This window comes from Pseudomonas farris, assembly GCF_019145235.1.
Lineage (GTDB): Bacteria > Pseudomonadota > Gammaproteobacteria > Pseudomonadales > Pseudomonadaceae > Aquipseudomonas > Aquipseudomonas farris.
Genome location: NZ_JAHSTV010000001.1, coordinates 141,889 through 159,535, shown reverse-complemented (window position 1 = coordinate 159,535; position 17,647 = coordinate 141,889). Strand labels below are relative to the sequence as shown.

The window sequence follows — 17,647 nt, the reverse complement described above, 5'->3', positions numbered from 1 at the left end:
ATGCCGTACTTATTACTTTCACTCGCTGCCGTGTTCTGGGGCGGTAACTATGTCGTCGGAAAGTTGATGGTGGTGGATGTCGATCCGGTGCTGCTGTCGCAACTTCGATGGCTTATTACCAGCGCTTTGCTACTGCTGATTAACTATAAAGCCGTGATCACCAGTTTGCCGGCTGCACGTAAGTCATGGTTGACCCTGGTTATGTTGGCGGTCTGTGGCCAAGTTATATTTCCGCTGACCTTATATATCGGTTTGCAATACACCAGTTCGTTGAATGCGGCGATTTACCTGTCGGCCACGCCGTGTCTGGTACTGGCCCTCAACCGTTTCGTTTTCGGTGATTTCATCTCCAGGTCGAACATGCTTGGGGTGGTCATCAGTACGGTGGGTGTGTTTTGGCTGGTGACGATGGGGCATCTGTCCGATTTGAGCTTCCTGGAAGGCTTCAACAAAGGCGATTTCTGGACCATGGCCTCGGCTGCCAGTTGGGCTGTCTATTGCTCCTTTTTGCGGACAAAGCCAAAAACCATCGCCGGCAATGCGTTCGTGACGTATTGCGCGGTGGTGGGGGCGCTGTGCCTGATTCCGTTCAGCCTGGGTATTTGGGCATTGCACCCTGATCTGACGTTCAACCTGGGGCAGGGCGCTGCACCGTGGCTGGGCCTGGCGTATCTGGTGATCTTCCCGTCCTGGCTGTCGTACTTGTTCTGGAGCAAAGGTATCGGTGAAATCGGTGCCACCCGTGGTGAGATCTTCACTCACTTGGTGCCACTGTCCGGTGGGCTGTTCAGTATCGTGTTCCTCGACGTGCAATTGCACGCCTATCACCTGGTCAGTCTGGTGCTGATCGTATTTGGGGTGATCCTCTGTTCCATTAAAAAGCGGGCACCGGTGGTACTGCGCACGGAGGCGGTTTGATGGACAGAATCATCGACTCGGTCGACCGTCACGGTGTGCGGTGGGTGGGGATTGTGCAGGGCAAGGGGGCATCGGCTACGGTCTGGCAGGTCGAAGATGCCGAAAATTCTCAGGCGTTGGCTGTGCGATTCATGCGTAGCAAGCAATCCTGGGAGCACTTCAAAAGCAACTTGTCCTTGGTAGCGGTGCCGCTTGAAGCGCTTTCATTGATGACCTTTAACGTGCCGCTGCGGCCCGTACGGGATGCCGTGTGCATGGTGAGCGGTTTTGGTTACACGCATCGCTCGGTCAATGGTCTGCCCATGCCTCAGAGGTCCTCGCCGGACTGGTACTACAAAGGTAACGGCAAAGGGTTGGTGGCCGCTTCCCGGGCGATCAAATCACCGTGTCATGCCAGTGGCGCGGGAATCGAGATCGAGTATGCCTGTGTGTACCTCATCGACGACTGCCGAAACCCCCGCTATATCGGTTACACCTTGGCGGTGGATTTTTCTGACCCGGTGCTGCGTCACACTCAACCCGGGCTGGCTGGTCTCTCCAAGTTGCGCAATACCGCGTTGTGCCACGAGCTGGTGATCGCAGAACCACCGCGCTACTCAGTGGTGAGGAGTTCGATTGTCCGGCGTGGTGAAACCGTGTGGGACAAACAGTCGCTATTAGGGCTGGATCAGTTGATGTTTGCCAAACGTGAACTCGAAGCCCTGTTGTTCCAGCATGAAGAGCTTTGCGAGCCCGGTACGGTTCACTATGTTTTGCTCGGTGCCTCGTTAAGCACCGACAAGGATGCCTTCGAGTTGCAGCACGGTGACGTCATTCGGGCGAGCAGCCAGGAGGATGGACTGCAACTGTCCAACCTCTTCGAGGACGAGGTGGTGCGGCAATCGTGTAACTGCTGACGGGTGCCCGGCCCGTTACCCTTCCGTCAGCGGTAAGCGGGCTGGTTTTTCGAAGTCCAGCACCCATTGCGCCAGCGCTCTGGGGGCTGGTTTGCCAGGGTGATCGAAAAACACGAATTCGGTGGTCAGCGAGGCATATGAACCACTCAGGAAATACGTTTGCACTTGTTCACTGCGGCAGCACGAATCGACCAGTGACAACGGCACCAGGGCAACGCCCACGCCGTTGATCACATTAGAAAACAACAGCGGATAAGAGCCACACTCGATGATTTTTTCCGGGGTGATATTGCCCATCATGAACAGTTCGTCGAGATTACGTTGTGAAGCGCTGCGCCGGCTGTTGACCAGGAACACTTGGCCACTGAACGCTTTCAGGTCCTGGATGGCGGGGTGTGCTGCGCTGTAGATCAAGGCCAGCGGATCGTTGAACAACGTTACCCGGCGATAATGCGAAGGCGCAAAGCCTGCGCCGACAATCACTGCGTCGAGCTTGCCGGCCTCAAGATCCTTGAGCAGCGACTGTGTATTACCAATGCTGACATCCACTGCCAGCCCGTCGGGATTGGCAACGATGCTTTGCAACAGGTTCTGGCGAGTAATAGTGAGGTTTTCTATGACACCCAAACGCACCCGTGTTTCGGTTTTTGTCTGGCTCAGGCTGGCTTGAGCGCGAGCAACCAGTTCGAGGATTTGTGAGGCGTAGGCATAGAGCTCCTTGCCTGGCGCCGTCATCGTGATACCGCGACCGGAGCGTTCGAACAGCTTGGTATCGAGCCGTGATTCGAGCGTCTTGATGCGGAAGGAAATACTGGATTGAGCGCGGTTTAACCTGATCGCTGCTTGTGTGACGCTGCCGTAGTCAACAATCGCTTTGAAAGCGTCCAGTTCAGCAATTTCCATAGTCACGCACTCTTTGCTCCATAACGGGCCGAAGGCTTTCGGGCCGTGGCAGGACCTACTTGGAACCCTGCACCGCTCTATTCTGCACGTTGCACAGCTCTTTCGTAATACTTGCTTACAAATATTTAAGCGGGTGTTTAGCGAGGAACGCAATCGCCTCGACAATAAACCGTTGCCAGGTAGCGACAGGCTTCAGTTTCTATTAGCAAAAAAAAAGCCCCGCCTGGATCACCAGGCGGGGCTTTTTAGTGGCCGATGGAATCAGACGAGGGGTTTAGGCTCGTGCTCTTTTTCCTGGGCTTGCTCGTGTTGCTCTACCGCTTCCTGAACGGAGCGCGGTGCTTCGTCGATTGCGGATTCAACCGGCTCGGCAGGGACTTCAGCGGCCGGGGCAGGGGCTGCCTCGACGACTTCAGCAACAACCGGTGCTGACTCGGCAGTGGCCGGAGCAGCAGTGGCAGCCAGTTCGGCTTCCTTCTGCAGACGCTCGGCTTCACGCTTGCGACGACGTACTTCACGCGGGTCGTTCGGCGCACGGCCACTTGGGGTCAGAGCGCTGACAGGGGCGGCTTCAGCCACCGGAGCAGCCTCTTCGGCAACAACTGGCGCTTCAACAACCGCTGGAGCAGGCTCGGCAGCAGCAACCACTGGCTCGGAGACCATGGCATCAGCAACCGGGGCTTCAGCGACTGGCGCTGGAGCTTCGGTCGCTACGGGTGGCTCGGCAACCCAGTTGAACGCGGTTTGTTCTTCGCGAATTTCACGGGCCGGTTCAGCCGTTGGCGCTTCAACTACAGGCTCAGCGGATGCAGCAGGCTCGGCAGCAACTGCCGGTTCAGCAGCAGCTTCAACTTCAGGCTGGGCTTCACGAACCGGTGCCACTTCGATTTCCGGAGAAGCAGTGACTTCTACCGGCGTGGTCGCTTCAACGACTGGCGCTTCGACCGGAGCGGTTTCCTGTGTGGCGGCAGTGGCGCGTTCGGCTTGCTCGTTGGCTTGTGCTTCAGCAGGTGCGCTGATCACAGAGCTGGCAACGGCTGCGGTAACAGCCAGGCCGGCGGCCAGATCGGCAGCGCTTGGCGCTTCGGCGTTTTCAGCCGATTCGGACTCTTCCGAACCTTCGATCACGTTGCCGTTGGCATCGCGTTGACGCTCACGACGGTTGCTGCGACGACGCTGGCCACGGGAACGGCGGCGTGGACGATCGCCTTCGGCGCCTTCCTGACCGTCTTCCTGCAGTTGCTCTTCGTTGGTGGTCAACTCTTCTTCAGCAACGGCGGCAGCGGCTGGCTCGGTACGTGGCTGACGTTCTTCACGCGGTGGCCGTGGAGCGCGTTCTTCACGTGGCTGACGGGCTGGACGTTCTTCAGCGTTGGCAGCGGCGGCCGGAGCGGCATCCAGAGGCTCGCGCAGTTCACGAACCGGACGTTCTTCACGCTCGCCACGTGGCTTGCGATCTTCACGCGGGGCGCGCGGTGCACGTTCTTCACGAGGGGCGCGTGGTGCGCGCTCTTCACGCGGAGCGCGTTCCTGGGCGACCGCTGGAGCTTCTTCGCGGGCTTCGCGGGCTTCGCGTGGCTCACGTGGTGCGCGTTCTTCACGCGGTGCACGTTCCTCACGAGGCTTGCGCTCTTCATCGCGGCGACCGTTACGGTTGCGGCTCTGCTGACGGCCGTTACGGCGCTCTTCGTTGCGGGCAGGGCGTTCGGTAGCTGGCTTTTCAACCACAACCGGCGCAGCAGGCTCTTCCTTGGTGGCGAACAGGCTGACCAGCGACTTCACCAGGCCTTTGAACAGGCTTGGCTCTGGAGCGACGGCCGGTGCAGCCACCGGAGCGGCGACGACTTCGGTCGGAACCGGAGCGTTGGCACGAGCCGGAGCGGTCTTGACCGCGGCTTCCTGGCGAACCAGGGTACGGGTCGCAGCGGCTGGCTGGACTTCTTCGACTTCGGCAGCGGCGGCAGCGATTTCGTAGCTGGACTGATTGATGCTGGCTTCCGGGCTGTCATCGCGCAGACGCTGAACTTCGAAGTGCGGCGTTTCGAGGTGATCGTTCGGCAGGATGACGATGCGGGCACGGGTGCGCAGTTCGATCTTGGTGATCGAGTTGCGTTTTTCGTTGAGCAGGAAAGCTGCAACCGGAATCGGCACTTGTGCGCGAACTTCGGCGGTGCGGTCTTTCAGGGCTTCTTCTTCGATCAGGCGCAGGATCGCCAGCGACAGCGATTCAACGTCACGGATGATGCCGGTGCCGTTGCAACGCGGGCAGACGATGCCACTGCTTTCGCCCAGCGATGGGCGCAGGCGCTGACGGGACATTTCCAGCAGGCCGAAGCGCGAGATGCGACCGACTTGCACGCGAGCGCGGTCGGCTTCCAGGCATTCGCGGACTTTTTCTTCCACGGCGCGCTGGTTCTTGGCAGGGGTCATGTCGATGAAGTCGATGACGATCAGGCCGCCGATGTCGCGCAAGCGCAACTGACGGGCGATTTCTTCGGCAGCTTCAAGGTTGGTCTGCAGTGCGGTTTCTTCGATGTCGCTGCCTTTGGTGGCGCGCGCCGAGTTGATGTCGATGGACACCAGGGCTTCGGTCGGATCGATAACGATGGAGCCGCCGGAAGGCAGTTCGACGACGCGCTGGAAGGCGGTTTCGATCTGGCTTTCGATCTGGAAACGGTTGAACAGCGGAACGCTGTCTTCGTACAGCTTGATTTTGCTGGCGTACTGCGGCATCACCTGGCGAATGAAGGTCAGGGCTTCGTCCTGGGCTTCAACGCTGTCGATCAGCACTTCGCCGATGTCCTGGCGCAGGTAATCGCGGATGGCGCGGATGATCACGTTGCTTTCCTGGTAGATCAGGAACGGCGCGGAACGATCCAGCGAAGCTTCTTTGATGGCGGTCCAAAGTTGCAGCAGGTAATCGAGGTCCCACTGCATTTCTTCGCTGCTGCGACCAAGGCCGGCAGTGCGAACGATCAGACCCATGTCGGCCGGGGCAACCAGACCGTTCAGGGCTTCACGCAGTTCGTTGCGCTCTTCACCTTCGATGCGACGGGAGATACCGCCGGCACGCGGGTTGTTCGGCATCAGCACCAGGTAACGACCGGCCAGGCTGATGAAGGTGGTCAGGGCGGCTCCCTTGTTGCCACGTTCTTCTTTTTCGACCTGAACGATGACTTCCTGGCCTTCGCTCAGGACGTCCTTGATGTTGACGCGGCCTTCGGGGGCTTTCTTGAAGTATTCGCGGGAGATTTCTTTGAGGGGCAGGAAGCCGTGGCGCTCAGAGCCGAAATCGACAAAGGCAGCCTCCAGGCTTGGTTCGATGCGAGTAATCCGGCCTTTATAGATGTTGGCCTTCTTCTGCTCGCGTGCACCGGATTCGATGTCCAGGTCGTAGAGGCGTTGGCCATCTACCAGTGCAACACGCAACTCTTCGGGTTGAGTTGCGTTAATCAGCATTCTTTTCATGTAGTACCGTCGGTTTCCGGGCTGCCGGAAACGGCGTTCGGCACACACGACTTCTCATGGTCGGTGTCAGGTGCGTCGGGAGTGGTTGGCCATTCCCGTGTCCAGCGAAGTCCGGCCAATGTGGGCCTTCATCGCGACGTACGCGTCCTGCTTGCTGTGGCTACTTAAGCACTCAGTCAGGAGGAGGAATCAACCGGCGGCTGTGGACGAGATGAAGCGTCTTGAGAAAGCCTATTGCTACACAGTCCAGCGGTTGTGCATCTCCACCCTACACGTATCCCTGATAATTCGGGTGCTGCCGCGCGCAGAATCCGCAGCGGGTTGGCATTTACCGTGAGCTCCGAAAGGGGAGGTCACGCATCATGGCTAATTTAGGCGTTGTTTCCGAAGCGTTCGCTCGGGGTCGTTCGCAGCTGACTGCACTTTGTGAACTGGCCGTGAATATTTGCTCGGAAGGCGAGTGAAAACTCTGCTTTGCGGCATGATTCAGGCCTTATGTCACCTGCGCTCGTTACAACTGAAAACTCTGCCGTTACGTAGCGAAAGCCCCGTAGGACGGCCTCTCGTCCTCGTGAATTGCGTTGGTCAGGGCCGGTTTTTGACCGTTAGTCCGCTGTCCAGGCCACTTTTGGCGGCGTTCGCGACTATAGCAGCAATGATTAAGTGCTTCAATTCCATAAAAAATTGTTATCATCCACACCATGACGACTACTGCCCCTTCGACCCCAGCCGTACAACTGCTGGAGGTCTCGCCGGAATATGCCGGCCAACGTATTGATAACTTCCTTCTCGCTCGGCTCAAAGGCGTGCCCAAGACCTTGATTTATCGCATTTTGCGCAAGGGCGAAGTGCGGGTGAACAAAGGTCGGATCAAGCCCGAATACAAGCTGCAGGCGGGCGATATCGTGCGCGTGCCACCGGTTCGCGTGCCTGAGCGCGACGAGCCCGTGCCATTGGCCCAGGGTCTGCTGCAGCGGCTCGAGGCCTCGATTGTCTACGAAGACAAGGCGCTGATCGTGGTCAACAAGCCTTGCGGCATTGCGGTTCATGGTGGCAGTGGCTTGACCTACGGCGTGATTGAAGCCTTTCGTCAGTTGCGTCCGGATTGCAAGGAGCTCGAGCTGGTTCATCGTCTCGATCGTGATACCTCCGGCCTGCTGATGATTGCCAAAAAGCGCAGCATGTTGCGCCACTTGCACACGGCATTGCGCGGCGATGGCGTCGACAAGCGCTATATGGCGCTTGTGCGCGGCAACTGGGCGGCCTCGATCAAGCAAGTCCGTGCGTCGCTGGGCAAGAGCAATCTGCGCTCCGGCGAGCGCATGGTCGAGGTGGACGAGGAGGAGGGCAAGGAGTCTGTGACCGTGTTCAAGGTGCTGCGTCGCTTCGGTGACTTCGCCACTATGGTCGAGGCCAAGCCGATCACGGGTCGCACTCACCAGATTCGCGTCCATACTCTGCATGCCGGGCATTGCATCGCTGGTGATACCAAGTACGGCGATGAGGGTTTCAGCAAAGAGATTCGTGATCTGGGCGGCAAGCGCCTGTTCCTGCACGCCTACATGCTGACTGTGCCGCTGCCTGATGGTGGTGAGCTCAAGTTGCAGGCGCCCGTCGACGAGATGTGGGCCAAAACCGTGGAGCGCTTGAGTGCACCCTACTGATTACAAGCTGCTGATTTTCGATTGGGACGGCACGCTGGCTGACTCCATTGGTCGGATTGTCGAGGCGATGCATGTCGCGTCCGAGCGGTCCGGTTTTCAGTTGCGTGATGATTTTGCCGTCAAAGGCATTATCGGTCTGGGTTTGCCGGAAGCGATTCGCACGCTGTATCCCGAGATTGGCGACACCGAGCTGATAGCATTCCGTCAACACTATGCGGATCACTACATTGCGGCGGAGGCCGTGCCTTCGCCACTGTTTGAGGGCGTTATCGAGTCTCTCGAAGCGTTTCGTGTCGAGGGGTATCATCTGGCAGTAGCGACCGGCAAGGCTCGTCGTGGGCTGGATCGGGTGCTGAAGTCTCACGGTTGGGAAGATTATTTCGATATCACCCGTGCTGCTGACGAAACCGCCAGTAAACCGCATCCGTTGATGCTTGAGCAGATTCTCGCCCATTGCGAGGTTCGTCCGGAGCAAGCGCTGATGGTCGGCGATTCGTCGTTCGATCTGCAGATGGCGCGCAATGCGGGCATGGATTCAGTGGCAGTTAGCTATGGCGCTCAATCGATCGACGCCTTGAAGCTATTTGAGCCGAGACTGGCCATTGATCGTTTTTCAGAGTTGCACGCCTGGCTGAATCAGCGGGTTTAATTGGTTTTTTTGCTGGGGTACATGGCATGACCGACGAATGGAAAGCGCCCGCCAAGGCGAGTGCGGAAAGCGGTGACGAGAAAAGCTGGAAGCTGCTGGAAAAAACCCTGCTGGCTGGTGTGCAGGAACAGCGCCGGTCCCGTCGCTGGGGGATATTCTTCAAGTCGCTGACTTTTTTGTACCTGCTCGGCGCGTTGATTCTGTTATCGCCGTTGATAGGCATGGAGAAGGGCGCGAGCCTCGGCTCTGGCTACACGGCGCTGATCGATATAACAGGCATGATTGCCGACAAAGAGCCGGCCAGTGCCGACAATATCGTCGGCAGTCTGCGTGCAGCCTTCGAGGACAAGAAGGTCAAGGGTGTGATTCTGCGGATCAACAGCCCTGGCGGCAGTCCGGTGCAGTCGGGTTATGTCTACGACGAGATCCGTCGTTTGCGCGGCCTGAATCCAGATACCAAGGTTTATGCGGTGATCTCGGATCTGGGCGCTTCCGGTGCCTACTACATCGCTAGCGCCGCGGATCAGATCTACGCCGACAAGGCGAGCCTGGTAGGTTCCATCGGTGTGACAGCGGCCGGTTACGGTTTTGTCGGGACCATGGAGAAGTTGGGCGTAGAGCGTCGTACCTACACCTCCGGTGAGCACAAATCGTTCCTCGATCCGTTCCAGCCGCAGAAGCCTGCGGAAACCCAATTCTGGCAGAGCGTGCTCGATACCACTCATCAGCAGTTCATCAGCAGCGTCAAGAAGGGTCGTGGTGATCGCCTGAAGGATAAAGATCATCCGGAGCTGTTCTCCGGGCTGGTCTGGTCCGGCGAGCAAGCGCTGTCGCTGGGCTTGATCGATGGTCTGGGCAATGCCAGTTCGGTTGCCCGTGATGTGATCGGCGAGAAAGAGTTGGTGGATTTCACTGTTGAGGAATCGCCGTTCGATCGCTTCTCGAAAAAGCTCGGCTCCAGCGTGGCTGAGCATTTGGCGATGTGGATGGGCTTTCAAGGGCCTTCGCTGCGCTGATCTTCTGGCTGCATAAAGAAACCGGCCTGCGTGGCCGGTTTTTTTTCAGATCAAAAGATCTTTAGGGTATCTGCACACCTTCAGCCAACAGCATATCGATCAAGCGAATCAGCGGCAGGCCGATCAGGCTGGTGGCGTCAGGGCCTTCGGTGCTTTGAAACAGGCTCACCCCCAAACCTTCGGCCTTGAAGCTGCCAGCGCAGTCGTAGGGCTGTTCGGCGCGCAGGTAGCGTTCGATGCGCGCTGCGTCGAGTGTGCGCATGTGTACGGTGAAGGGCACGCAATCGACCTGGCAGTGGCCAGTTTGGCTGTTGAGCAGTGCCAGGCCGGTCAGGAAAGTCACGCTCGCACCGCTGGATGCCAGCAGTTGTTCGCGGGCCTTTTCGAAGGTGTGAGGTTTGCCGATAATCCGCTCGCCGAGTACGGCGACCTGATCCGAGCCGATGATCAGATGGGCTGGATGACTGCCTGCAAGTGCGCGGGCTTTTTCTTTGGCGAGACGCTTTACCAGTTCGACGGCTGACTCGTCCGGACGGTGGCTTTCGTCGATATCCGGCGAGCTGCAGGTGAACGGCAGCTGCAAGCGGGCCAATAATTCCCGGCGATACGCCGAGCTTGAAGCGAGTAATAAAGGCAGCATGCGCATCTCCAAAGGGCAGGGGCGAATTCTAGCGCAGGCTCAAGTGACGGACAGGGCTGAATTTCCTTTGACATGGCTGGGGGCATCCCTATAATGCTGCGCCTATGTTGAATGACCCGATTCCACCTCACGTTGACCCGCGCAAATTGGCTGACCGTGGCACCACCCTTCAAGGTGAACTGCTGCTGGCCGATTTGGAGAGACTCTGCGACCCGCTTTCCGATACTGTCGGTACGGTGCAGGCTAAATTCGTTTTTGAACGAGATGAACGTAAATCTGTGGTAATTCACAGCTTTATCGACACCGAAGTCAAAATGGTTTGCCAGCGTTGTCTTGAGCTGGTCACCCTGCCGATCCATAGCGAATGCAGTTATGCTGTGGTGAAGGAGGGTGCGAATACCCAGTCGTTGCCGAAAGGTTATGACGTGCTGGAACTGGGCGAAGATCCTTTGGATCTGCAGTCACTGATCGAGGAGGAGCTTCTGCTCGCCTTGCCCATTGTGCCTGCTCATCATCCGGAAGAATGCCAGCAGCCGGCGGGTCTCGATGAGCCCGAACCGAGCGAGGACGAGGTAACGCGGTCCAACCCGTTCAGTGTATTGGCGCAGTTAAAGCGTGACCCAAACGTTTAGGAGTTAATCAATTATGGCTGTTCAGCAGAACAAAAAATCCCGCTCTGCCCGTGACATGCGTCGTTCGCACGACGCTCTCGAGGCTAGCACCCTGTCTGTAGAAAAAACCACCGGTGAAGTTCACCTGCGTCACCACGTATCGCCAGAAGGCGTATACCGTGGTCGTAAAGTGATCGACAAGGGCGCTGACGAGTAATCCTTGTCCGCTCAAGTCATCGCGATTGACGCAATGGGCGGGGACTTCGGTCCCCGCAGCATTGTTCAGGCCAGCCTTGCTTGCCTGTCTGCTACACCCTCGCTGCACCTGACCCTCGTCGGTCAACCCTCCCTTCTTGAAGAATTGCTCGCCAGCCAATCGGCTGTGGATCGCGCGCGCCTGTCGATTGCGCCGGCGTCCGAAATCATCACCATGGACGAAAAACCTGCCCAGGCCTTGCGCGGCAAGCCCGATTCGTCGATGCGCGTGGCGTTGGAATTGGTGCGAGACGGCAAGGCCCAGGCCTGCGTCAGTGCGGGTAACACCGGTGCGCTGATGGCGTTGTCACGGTTTGTGCTCAAGACGTTGCCTGGCATCGATCGGCCGGCAATGATCGCGGCCATTCCGACGCAGAAGGGCTACTGCCAGTTGCTCGATCTGGGTGCCAACGTCGATTGCAGTGCCGAGCACTTATTGCAGTTTGCCGTGATGGGCTCGGTCGCGGCAGAAACCCTGGGCATCGTTCGCCCAAGGGTCGCATTGCTAAACATCGGCACCGAAGACATCAAGGGCAATCAGCAGGTCAAGCTGGCGGCCACCTTGTTGCAGAGTGCTCGGGGCATCAACTACATCGGGTTTGTCGAAGGTGACGGTTTGTACCGTGGCGAGGCGGATGTGGTGGTGTGTGACGGCTTTGTCGGCAATATCCTGCTCAAGTCCAGCGAAGGCTTGGCGACCATGATTGCCGGGCGCATTGAGGCGTTATTCAAGAAAAATTTCGCGTCGAAAGTGGTGGGCGCATTGGCGCTGCCGCTGATGAAACGTTTGCAGGCCGAGCTGGCGCCGGCACGCCATAACGGCGCAAGTTTCCTCGGTTTGCAGGGAATTGTCGTGAAAAGCCACGGTTCGGCGGGGGTGCAGGGTTTTCAGAGTGCGATTCAACGCGCGTTGATCGAGATCCAGGAAAACTTGCCGGAGCGGCTTCATGGGCGCCTGGAAGATTTGTTGCCTTAGGTGTTTTCGTCGGACAATGCTTAAATGTGACCGCTCAGTTCAATGGGCCATCCAACTGTGAGTTTCTTGCGTTCCACAAGCGGGACGTCAATTCTCCGACGACAAGATCATTAGGGGCTTGTTACATGTCTGCTTCCCTCGCATTCGTCTTTCCAGGACAGGGTTCGCAGTCCCTCGGCATGTTGGCCGAGTTGGGCGCGCAACATCCGGTGGTCCTCGAAACATTCAAAGAAGCTTCCGATGCTCTGGGTTACGACCTGTGGGCACTGACCCAGCAAGGGCCGGAAGAACAACTCAATCAAACCGATAAAACCCAGCCGGCCATTCTGACCGCCTCGATCGCCTTGTGGCGCCTGTGGCTGGCTGAAGGCGGCGCGCGTCCGGCTTACGTTGCCGGTCACAGCCTGGGCGAATACAGCGCCCTGGTGGCTGCGGGCAGCCTGAGCCTGGGCGACGCAGTGAAGCTGGTAGAGCGTCGCGGTCAGTTGATGCAAGAGGCCGTTCCGGCCGGACAGGGCGGCATGGCTGCAATCCTGGGTCTGGAAGATGCCGACGTGCTGGCAGCCTGTGCCGAAGCGGCGCAGGGCGAAGTGGTTAGCGCGGTCAACTTCAACTCCCCGGGCCAGGTAGTGATCGCCGGTGCGAAGGCTGCGGTCGAGCGCGCCATCGAAGGCTGCAAGGCACGTGGCGCCAAGCGCGCCATGCCATTGCCGGTCAGCGTGCCGTCTCATTGCGAATTGATGCGCCCAGCCGCTGAGCGGTTCGCCGAATCGATCGCCGCGATCGACTGGCAGGCACCGCAGATTCCTGTAGTACAGAACGTCAGCGCCAACGTGCCGGCCGATCTGGAAACCCTCAAGCGCGATCTGCTTGAACAGCTCTACAAGCCTGTACGCTGGGTCGAGTCGGTCCAGGCGCTGGCTGCCAAGGGCGCGACCGAACTGGTCGAATGCGGCCCTGGCAAAGTACTTGCCGGTTTGAACAAACGTTGCGCCGAAGGCGTGTCGACCTCTAACCTCAATACCCCAGACGCTTTCGCTGCCGCCCGTGCAGCGCTGGCCTGAACAAGGAGAAGCTTGCATGAGTCTGCAAGGTAAAGTTGCATTGGTCACCGGTGCCAGCCGTGGTATCGGCCAGGCTATCGCTCTGGAATTGGGTCGTCAGGGTGCCATTGTTATCGGCACCGCGACTTCCGCTTCGGGGGCTGAGCGTATCGCTGCTACCCTGAAAGAAAATGGTATTCAGGGCACTGGCCTGGAACTCAATGTCACCAGCGACGAGTCCGTAGCGGCCGTGCTGGCGAGCATTCAGGAGCAATTCGGTGCGCCGGCGATCCTGGTCAATAATGCCGGTATCACCCGCGATAACCTGATGATGCGCATGAAAGATGACGAATGGCATGACGTCGTAGATACCAATCTGAACAGTCTGTTCCGCCTGTCCAAGGGTGTTTTGCGCGGCATGACAAAAGCCCGTTGGGGACGAATTATCAGTATTGGTTCGGTTGTGGGTGCCATGGGCAACGCAGGCCAAGTAAACTACGCTGCCGCCAAGGCCGGTCTGGAAGGTTTCAGCCGTGCACTGGCGCGTGAAGTCGGTTCGCGTTCGATTACGGTAAACTCGGTGGCCCCTGGGTTCATCGACACCGATATGACCCGTGAACTGCCCGAGGCGCAGCGTGAAGCCTTGCAGACGCAGATTCCGCTGGGTCGTCTGGGGCAAGCTCAAGAGATCGCGTCTGTGGTCGCTTTTCTTGCATCCGACGGTGCGGCTTACGTTACTGGGGCTACAATCCCGGTGAACGGCGGGATGTACATGAGTTAAATGTGACGGATTGCTTCAAAAAAATGTCATACGAGCTGTCTAAAATCCGTTATAAAGCTGCAATCTATTTATAGACAGAGGGTCGCCGGGTTTGAGGAGTGAAGCTTTCAGTTGAAAAACTGAAAAGTCTTTCTATACACTTACCCACCGGCCAGCTGCCTGAATTTGTCCATTAGGAGTGAAAACAAGGTATGAGCACCATCGAAGAGCGCGTCAAGAAAATCGTTGCTGAGCAACTGGGCGTTAAAGAAGAAGAAGTGGTCAACACTGCTTCCTTCGTTGAAGACCTGGGTGCCGACTCCCTTGACACCGTTGAGCTGGTGATGGCTCTGGAAGAGGAATTCGAGACCGAAATCCCTGACGAAGAAGCTGAGAAGATCACTACTGTACAAGCAGCAATCGACTACGTTACCAGCCACCAGGCGTAATAGTTTTTAGTCGTCGCTCGCTGTCATGGAAAAACCGCACTGCCATCATGGCGTGCGGTTTTTTCTTTAGGCCTGATGCAAAGTCGTCATTTGAAAAAGGAGAGTGCTGTGTCGCGTAGACGCGTCGTAGTCACCGGTATGGGTATGTTGTCGCCACTGGGCACGGATGTGCCGAGCAGCTGGCAGGGCATTCTGGCTGGCCGCAGTGGCATTGGTCTGATCGAACACACCGACCTTTCTGCCTATTCCACCCGTTTTGGCGGCTCGGTAAAGGGCTTCAATGTCGAGGAATACCTGTCGGTCAAGGAAGCTCGCAAACTCGACCTGTTCATTCAATACGGTCTGGCTGCAGGTTTTCAAGCCGTGCGTAATGCAGGTCTTGAGGTCACCGACGCTAACCGCGAGCGGATTGGCGTGGCCATGGGCTCGGGTATTGGCGGTCTGACCAATATCGAAGAAACCAGCCGTACGCTGCATGATTCCGGCCCACGACGGATCTCTCCGTTTTTCGTGCCTGGCTCGATCATCAATATGATTTCCGGTTTCCTGTCCATCCACTTGGGCGCACAGGGACCTAACTACGCCATCGCCACGGCGTGTACCACCGGTACGCACTGCATCGGCATGGCTGCACGCAACATCATGTACGACGAAGCCGACGTCATGATCGCCGGTGGTGCCGAGATGGCCGCGTGTGGTCTGGGCATGGGCGGCTTCGGTGCCTCCCGCGCACTGTCGACCCGCAACGACGAGCCGACCCGTGCCAGCCGTCCATGGGACAAGGGCCGTGATGGCTTCGTGCTGTCCGACGGTGCCGGCGCACTGGTGCTCGAAGAACTGGAGCACGCCAAGGCCCGTGGCGCGACCATCTACGCCGAGTTGATCGGTTTCGGCACCAGTGGCGATGCTTACCACATGACCTCGCCACCGGCTGATGGCGCGGGTGCTGCACGTTGCATCACCAATGCCTTGCGCGATGCGAAGATCAATGGCGATCAGGTTCAATACATCAACGCCCACGGCACTTCGACCTCGGCGGGCGACCTCGCCGAAGCCTGTGCGATCAAGTCCGTGTTCGGCGATCACGCCTATAGGCTGGCGGTCAGTTCGACCAAGTCCATGACCGGTCACCTGTTGGGTGCGGCGGGCGCGGTCGAGGCGATTTTCAGTGTACTGGCAATCAACAGCCAGGTAGCACCGCCGACCATCAACCTCGATGAGCCGGACGAAGGTTGCGACCTCGACTTCGTACCCCACACCGCGCGTGGCATGGATATCGACGTGGTGCTGTCCAACTCCTTCGGATTTGGCGGTACCAATGGCTCGCTGGTGTTCCGCCGGTTCGCTGACTGATGGACAGCTGGGTCGACGGTCAACCGGCTGACGCTTTGTCGCTGAAGGATCGCGGCCTGGCTTACGGTGATGGTCTGTTCGAGACCATCACGGTCAAGAGCGGGCAGCCGCTGCTGCTGGATCGACATTTGTCGCGTCTGGCGGAGGGTTGTTCGCGCTTGGCGATTGCCGCCGATCATGAATTGATTCGCGAGGAGCTGCTGGCCTATGCCACCGCGCTGGGCGAGGGCGTGCTCAAACTCATCCTCACCCGCGGTGACAGCCTGCGCGGTTACGCCGCCGATCCCTCGGCTCAGGCTCGACGCATTCTGCAAGGCAATCCTCCTGCAGCTTATCCGGCTGTTCATGCGGAGCAGGGTGTTCGTCTGTTTCCTTGTGCGACACGGCTTTCCAAACAGCCATTGCTCGCCGGTCTCAAGCATTTGAATCGTCTGGAGCAGGTCATCGCCCGTTCCGAATGGCAGGACACCGAGCATGCCGAAGGCTTGATGCTGGATCAGGTCGGGCGGGTGATCGAAGGCGTGTTCAGCAATCTGTTCCTGGTGCGCGATGGCGTGCTGGTAACCGCCAATCTCAAACGCTGTGGCGTGGCGGGTGTGATGCGTGCCGAATTATTGTTTCAAGCCAAGTCATTGGGGATTGCCACGCAAATCACCGATATCACCCTCGAGCAGCTGCAATGGGCTGACGAGGTCTTTGTCTGCAACAGCGTGTATGGCGTTTGGCCGGTGCGCGCCTATGCCGCACTGAGCTGGCCGGTTGGGCCGCTCACCCGTAAACTCCAAACCATTGCTCGTGCGCTACTGGATGCTTGATTCGTGAGACGTAAATTCTTGCTGCTGCTGGAAACCGGATTGGTTCTGGCGGGGCTGTTGGCGGGCGCTTGCGCCTGGAAAATCGATTCGGCGCTGGAACAGCCGCTGAACATCGCCCAGGAAGAGCTGCTGGAAGTGCCCAAAGGCACTACGCCAAACCGCACCTTCCTTCGACTTGAAGCCGATGGCGTCATCAAAGACGCTTTCTGGCTGCGTGTGTATTGGCGCTTCAACCTGGCAGGACAACCGCTGCACAGCGGCGAATACCGCATGGTGCCCGGTATGACAGTCAACGGGCTGATCGACCTGTGGAAGCGCGGAGAAATGGTGCAGTACAGCCTGACGCTGGTCGAAGGCTGGAATTTCCATCAGGTTCGCGCGGCCCTGGCCAAGGATGAAAAACTCGAGCAGACCCTCAACGGTCTGAGCGACAGCCAAGTGATGGACAAACTCGGGCACAGCGGGATTTTTCCGGAAGGACGATTCTTCCCCGATACGTATCGTTTCGTGCGGGGCATGACCGACGCCGATCTGCTCAAGAAAGCTTACGACCGCCTCGACGAGGTTCTCGCCAAGGAATGGAACCAGCGCGCTGCTGACGTCCCTTACACCGAGCCCTATCAGGCGCTAATCATGGCCTCGCTGGTGGAAAAGGAAACCGGTGTGCCGCAGGAGCGTCGGCAGATCGCCGGCGTGTTCGTGCGGCGCATGGAGATGGGCATGCTGCTGCAGACTGATCCGACCGTGATTTACGGTTTGGGTGATCGTTACAACGGCAAGTTGACCCGCGCTCATCTCAAGGAGCCGACGCCGTATAACACTTACATGATTGCTGGTCTGCCGCCGACGCCGATTGCGATGGTGGGCCGCGAAGCGATCCATGCGGCGTTGAATCCGGCGGACGGCAACAGCCTGTATTTTGTCGCGCGCGGTGATGGCAGCCACGTGTTCTCCGATGATCTGGACGCCCACAACAATGCGGTGCGCGAGTTCCAGATCAATCGACGTGCCGATTACCGGTCCAGCCCTGAGCCGACTGTTACGCCGTCGACGGAGGATAGCCAGGCGCCAATCCCGGCGGCTTCGCCCAATACGGCGCCCGAAGAAATGCCGCCAGTAGCGCCGCAAGACTCCGTGCAAGGCTCTGAACAAGAGCCTGCACAAGAACCTGCGCCAGCACCCGAAGCGGATGCGCCCGCGCCGCAAAGCCCGCAATGACTCTGACTAAGGA

At 58.4% G+C, this 17,647-nt stretch carries 17 protein-coding genes; 14 read left to right on the top strand and 3 right to left on the bottom strand.

Annotated features, from left to right (window positions below):
- On the top strand, positions 1-918 hold the full coding sequence (locus KVG95_RS00700; protein ID WP_217854170.1) for a DMT family transporter: 918 nt from the start codon (positions 1-3) through the stop codon (positions 916-918).
- On the top strand, positions 918-1,814 hold the full coding sequence (locus KVG95_RS00695) for a hypothetical protein (RefSeq protein ID WP_217854169.1): 897 nt from the start codon (positions 918-920) through the stop codon (positions 1,812-1,814). Before KVG95_RS00700 ends, KVG95_RS00695 begins: the two co-directional genes overlap by 1 nt.
- A 15-nt stretch (positions 1,815-1,829) precedes the next feature.
- Here KVG95_RS00695 and KVG95_RS00690 read toward each other — a convergent pair whose 3' ends face one another.
- Positions 1,830-2,717 (bottom strand): LysR family transcriptional regulator, encoded by an 888-nt coding sequence (locus KVG95_RS00690; RefSeq protein ID WP_217854168.1) that lies wholly within the window; start codon positions 2,715-2,717, stop codon positions 1,830-1,832.
- Positions 2,718-2,978: 261 nt separating this feature from the next.
- Positions 2,979-6,185: a ribonuclease E gene (gene rne / locus KVG95_RS00685; protein ID WP_217854167.1), complete on the bottom strand. Its 3,207-nt coding sequence runs from the start codon at positions 6,183-6,185 to the stop codon at positions 2,979-2,981.
- A 701-nt stretch (positions 6,186-6,886) separates the two neighbouring features.
- Here rne and rluC point away from each other — a divergent pair.
- The 3 genes from rluC to sppA are packed head-to-tail and all read left to right on the top strand — an operon-like array spanning position 6,887 to position 9,514.
- Positions 6,887-7,849, top strand: a complete 963-nt coding sequence (gene rluC, locus KVG95_RS00680; protein WP_038982087.1) for a 23S rRNA pseudouridine(955/2504/2580) synthase RluC — start codon at positions 6,887-6,889, stop codon at positions 7,847-7,849.
- Positions 7,836-8,498 (top strand): HAD-IA family hydrolase, encoded by a 663-nt coding sequence (locus KVG95_RS00675; protein WP_217854166.1) that lies wholly within the window; start codon positions 7,836-7,838, stop codon positions 8,496-8,498. Before rluC ends, KVG95_RS00675 begins: the two co-directional genes overlap by 14 nt.
- A 26-nt stretch (positions 8,499-8,524) precedes the next feature.
- Entirely contained in the window at positions 8,525-9,514 is a 990-nt protein-coding gene (sppA, locus tag KVG95_RS00670) for a signal peptide peptidase SppA (RefSeq protein ID WP_201060641.1), read from the top strand.
- Positions 9,515-9,575: 61 nt separating this feature from the next.
- On the opposite strand, the gene KVG95_RS00665 is transcribed toward sppA, so the two are convergent.
- Entirely contained in the window at positions 9,576-10,154 is a 579-nt protein-coding gene (locus KVG95_RS00665) for a Maf family protein (protein WP_217854165.1), read from the bottom strand.
- Between the two features lie 104 nt (positions 10,155-10,258).
- Between KVG95_RS00665 and KVG95_RS00660 the strand changes: the two genes are divergently transcribed.
- The 9 genes from KVG95_RS00660 (at position 10,259) to mltG (ending at position 17,634) form a co-directional block, all read left to right on the top strand.
- Positions 10,259-10,786, top strand: coding sequence for a YceD family protein (locus KVG95_RS00660; protein WP_004371317.1), 528 nt, complete (start codon positions 10,259-10,261; stop codon positions 10,784-10,786).
- Positions 10,787-10,799: 13 nt separating this feature from the next.
- On the top strand, positions 10,800-10,982 hold the full coding sequence (gene rpmF / locus KVG95_RS00655) for a 50S ribosomal protein L32 (protein WP_003179396.1): 183 nt from the start codon (positions 10,800-10,802) through the stop codon (positions 10,980-10,982).
- 3 nt (positions 10,983-10,985) lie between these two features.
- Positions 10,986-11,996, top strand: a complete 1,011-nt coding sequence (gene plsX, locus KVG95_RS00650) for a phosphate acyltransferase PlsX (RefSeq protein ID WP_264082241.1) — start codon at positions 10,986-10,988, stop codon at positions 11,994-11,996.
- Positions 11,997-12,121: 125 nt separating this feature from the next.
- Positions 12,122-13,060 carry an ACP S-malonyltransferase gene (gene fabD / locus KVG95_RS00645; RefSeq protein WP_052964852.1) on the top strand — a complete coding sequence of 313 codons (939 nt, stop codon included), beginning with the start codon at positions 12,122-12,124 and terminating at the stop codon, positions 13,058-13,060.
- A gap of 16 nt (positions 13,061-13,076) precedes the next feature.
- Entirely contained in the window at positions 13,077-13,820 is a 744-nt protein-coding gene (fabG, locus tag KVG95_RS00640; protein ID WP_008014356.1) for a 3-oxoacyl-ACP reductase FabG, read from the top strand.
- A 191-nt stretch (positions 13,821-14,011) separates the two neighbouring features.
- A complete protein-coding gene (gene acpP / locus KVG95_RS00635; RefSeq protein ID WP_003175607.1) occupies positions 14,012-14,248 on the top strand; it encodes an acyl carrier protein in 237 nt (78 codons plus the stop codon).
- Between the two features lie 108 nt (positions 14,249-14,356).
- On the top strand, positions 14,357-15,601 hold the full coding sequence (gene fabF / locus KVG95_RS00630; RefSeq protein WP_217854164.1) for a beta-ketoacyl-ACP synthase II: 1,245 nt from the start codon (positions 14,357-14,359) through the stop codon (positions 15,599-15,601).
- Positions 15,601-16,416 carry an aminodeoxychorismate lyase gene (gene pabC / locus KVG95_RS00625; protein WP_217854163.1) on the top strand — a complete coding sequence of 272 codons (816 nt, stop codon included), beginning with the start codon at positions 15,601-15,603 and terminating at the stop codon, positions 16,414-16,416. The genes fabF and pabC overlap by 1 nt, the downstream gene beginning before the upstream one ends.
- A 3-nt stretch (positions 16,417-16,419) precedes the next feature.
- Positions 16,420-17,634 (top strand): endolytic transglycosylase MltG, encoded by a 1,215-nt coding sequence (mltG, locus tag KVG95_RS00620; RefSeq protein WP_217854162.1) that lies wholly within the window; start codon positions 16,420-16,422, stop codon positions 17,632-17,634.
- Positions 17,635-17,647: the final 13 nt, after the last annotated feature.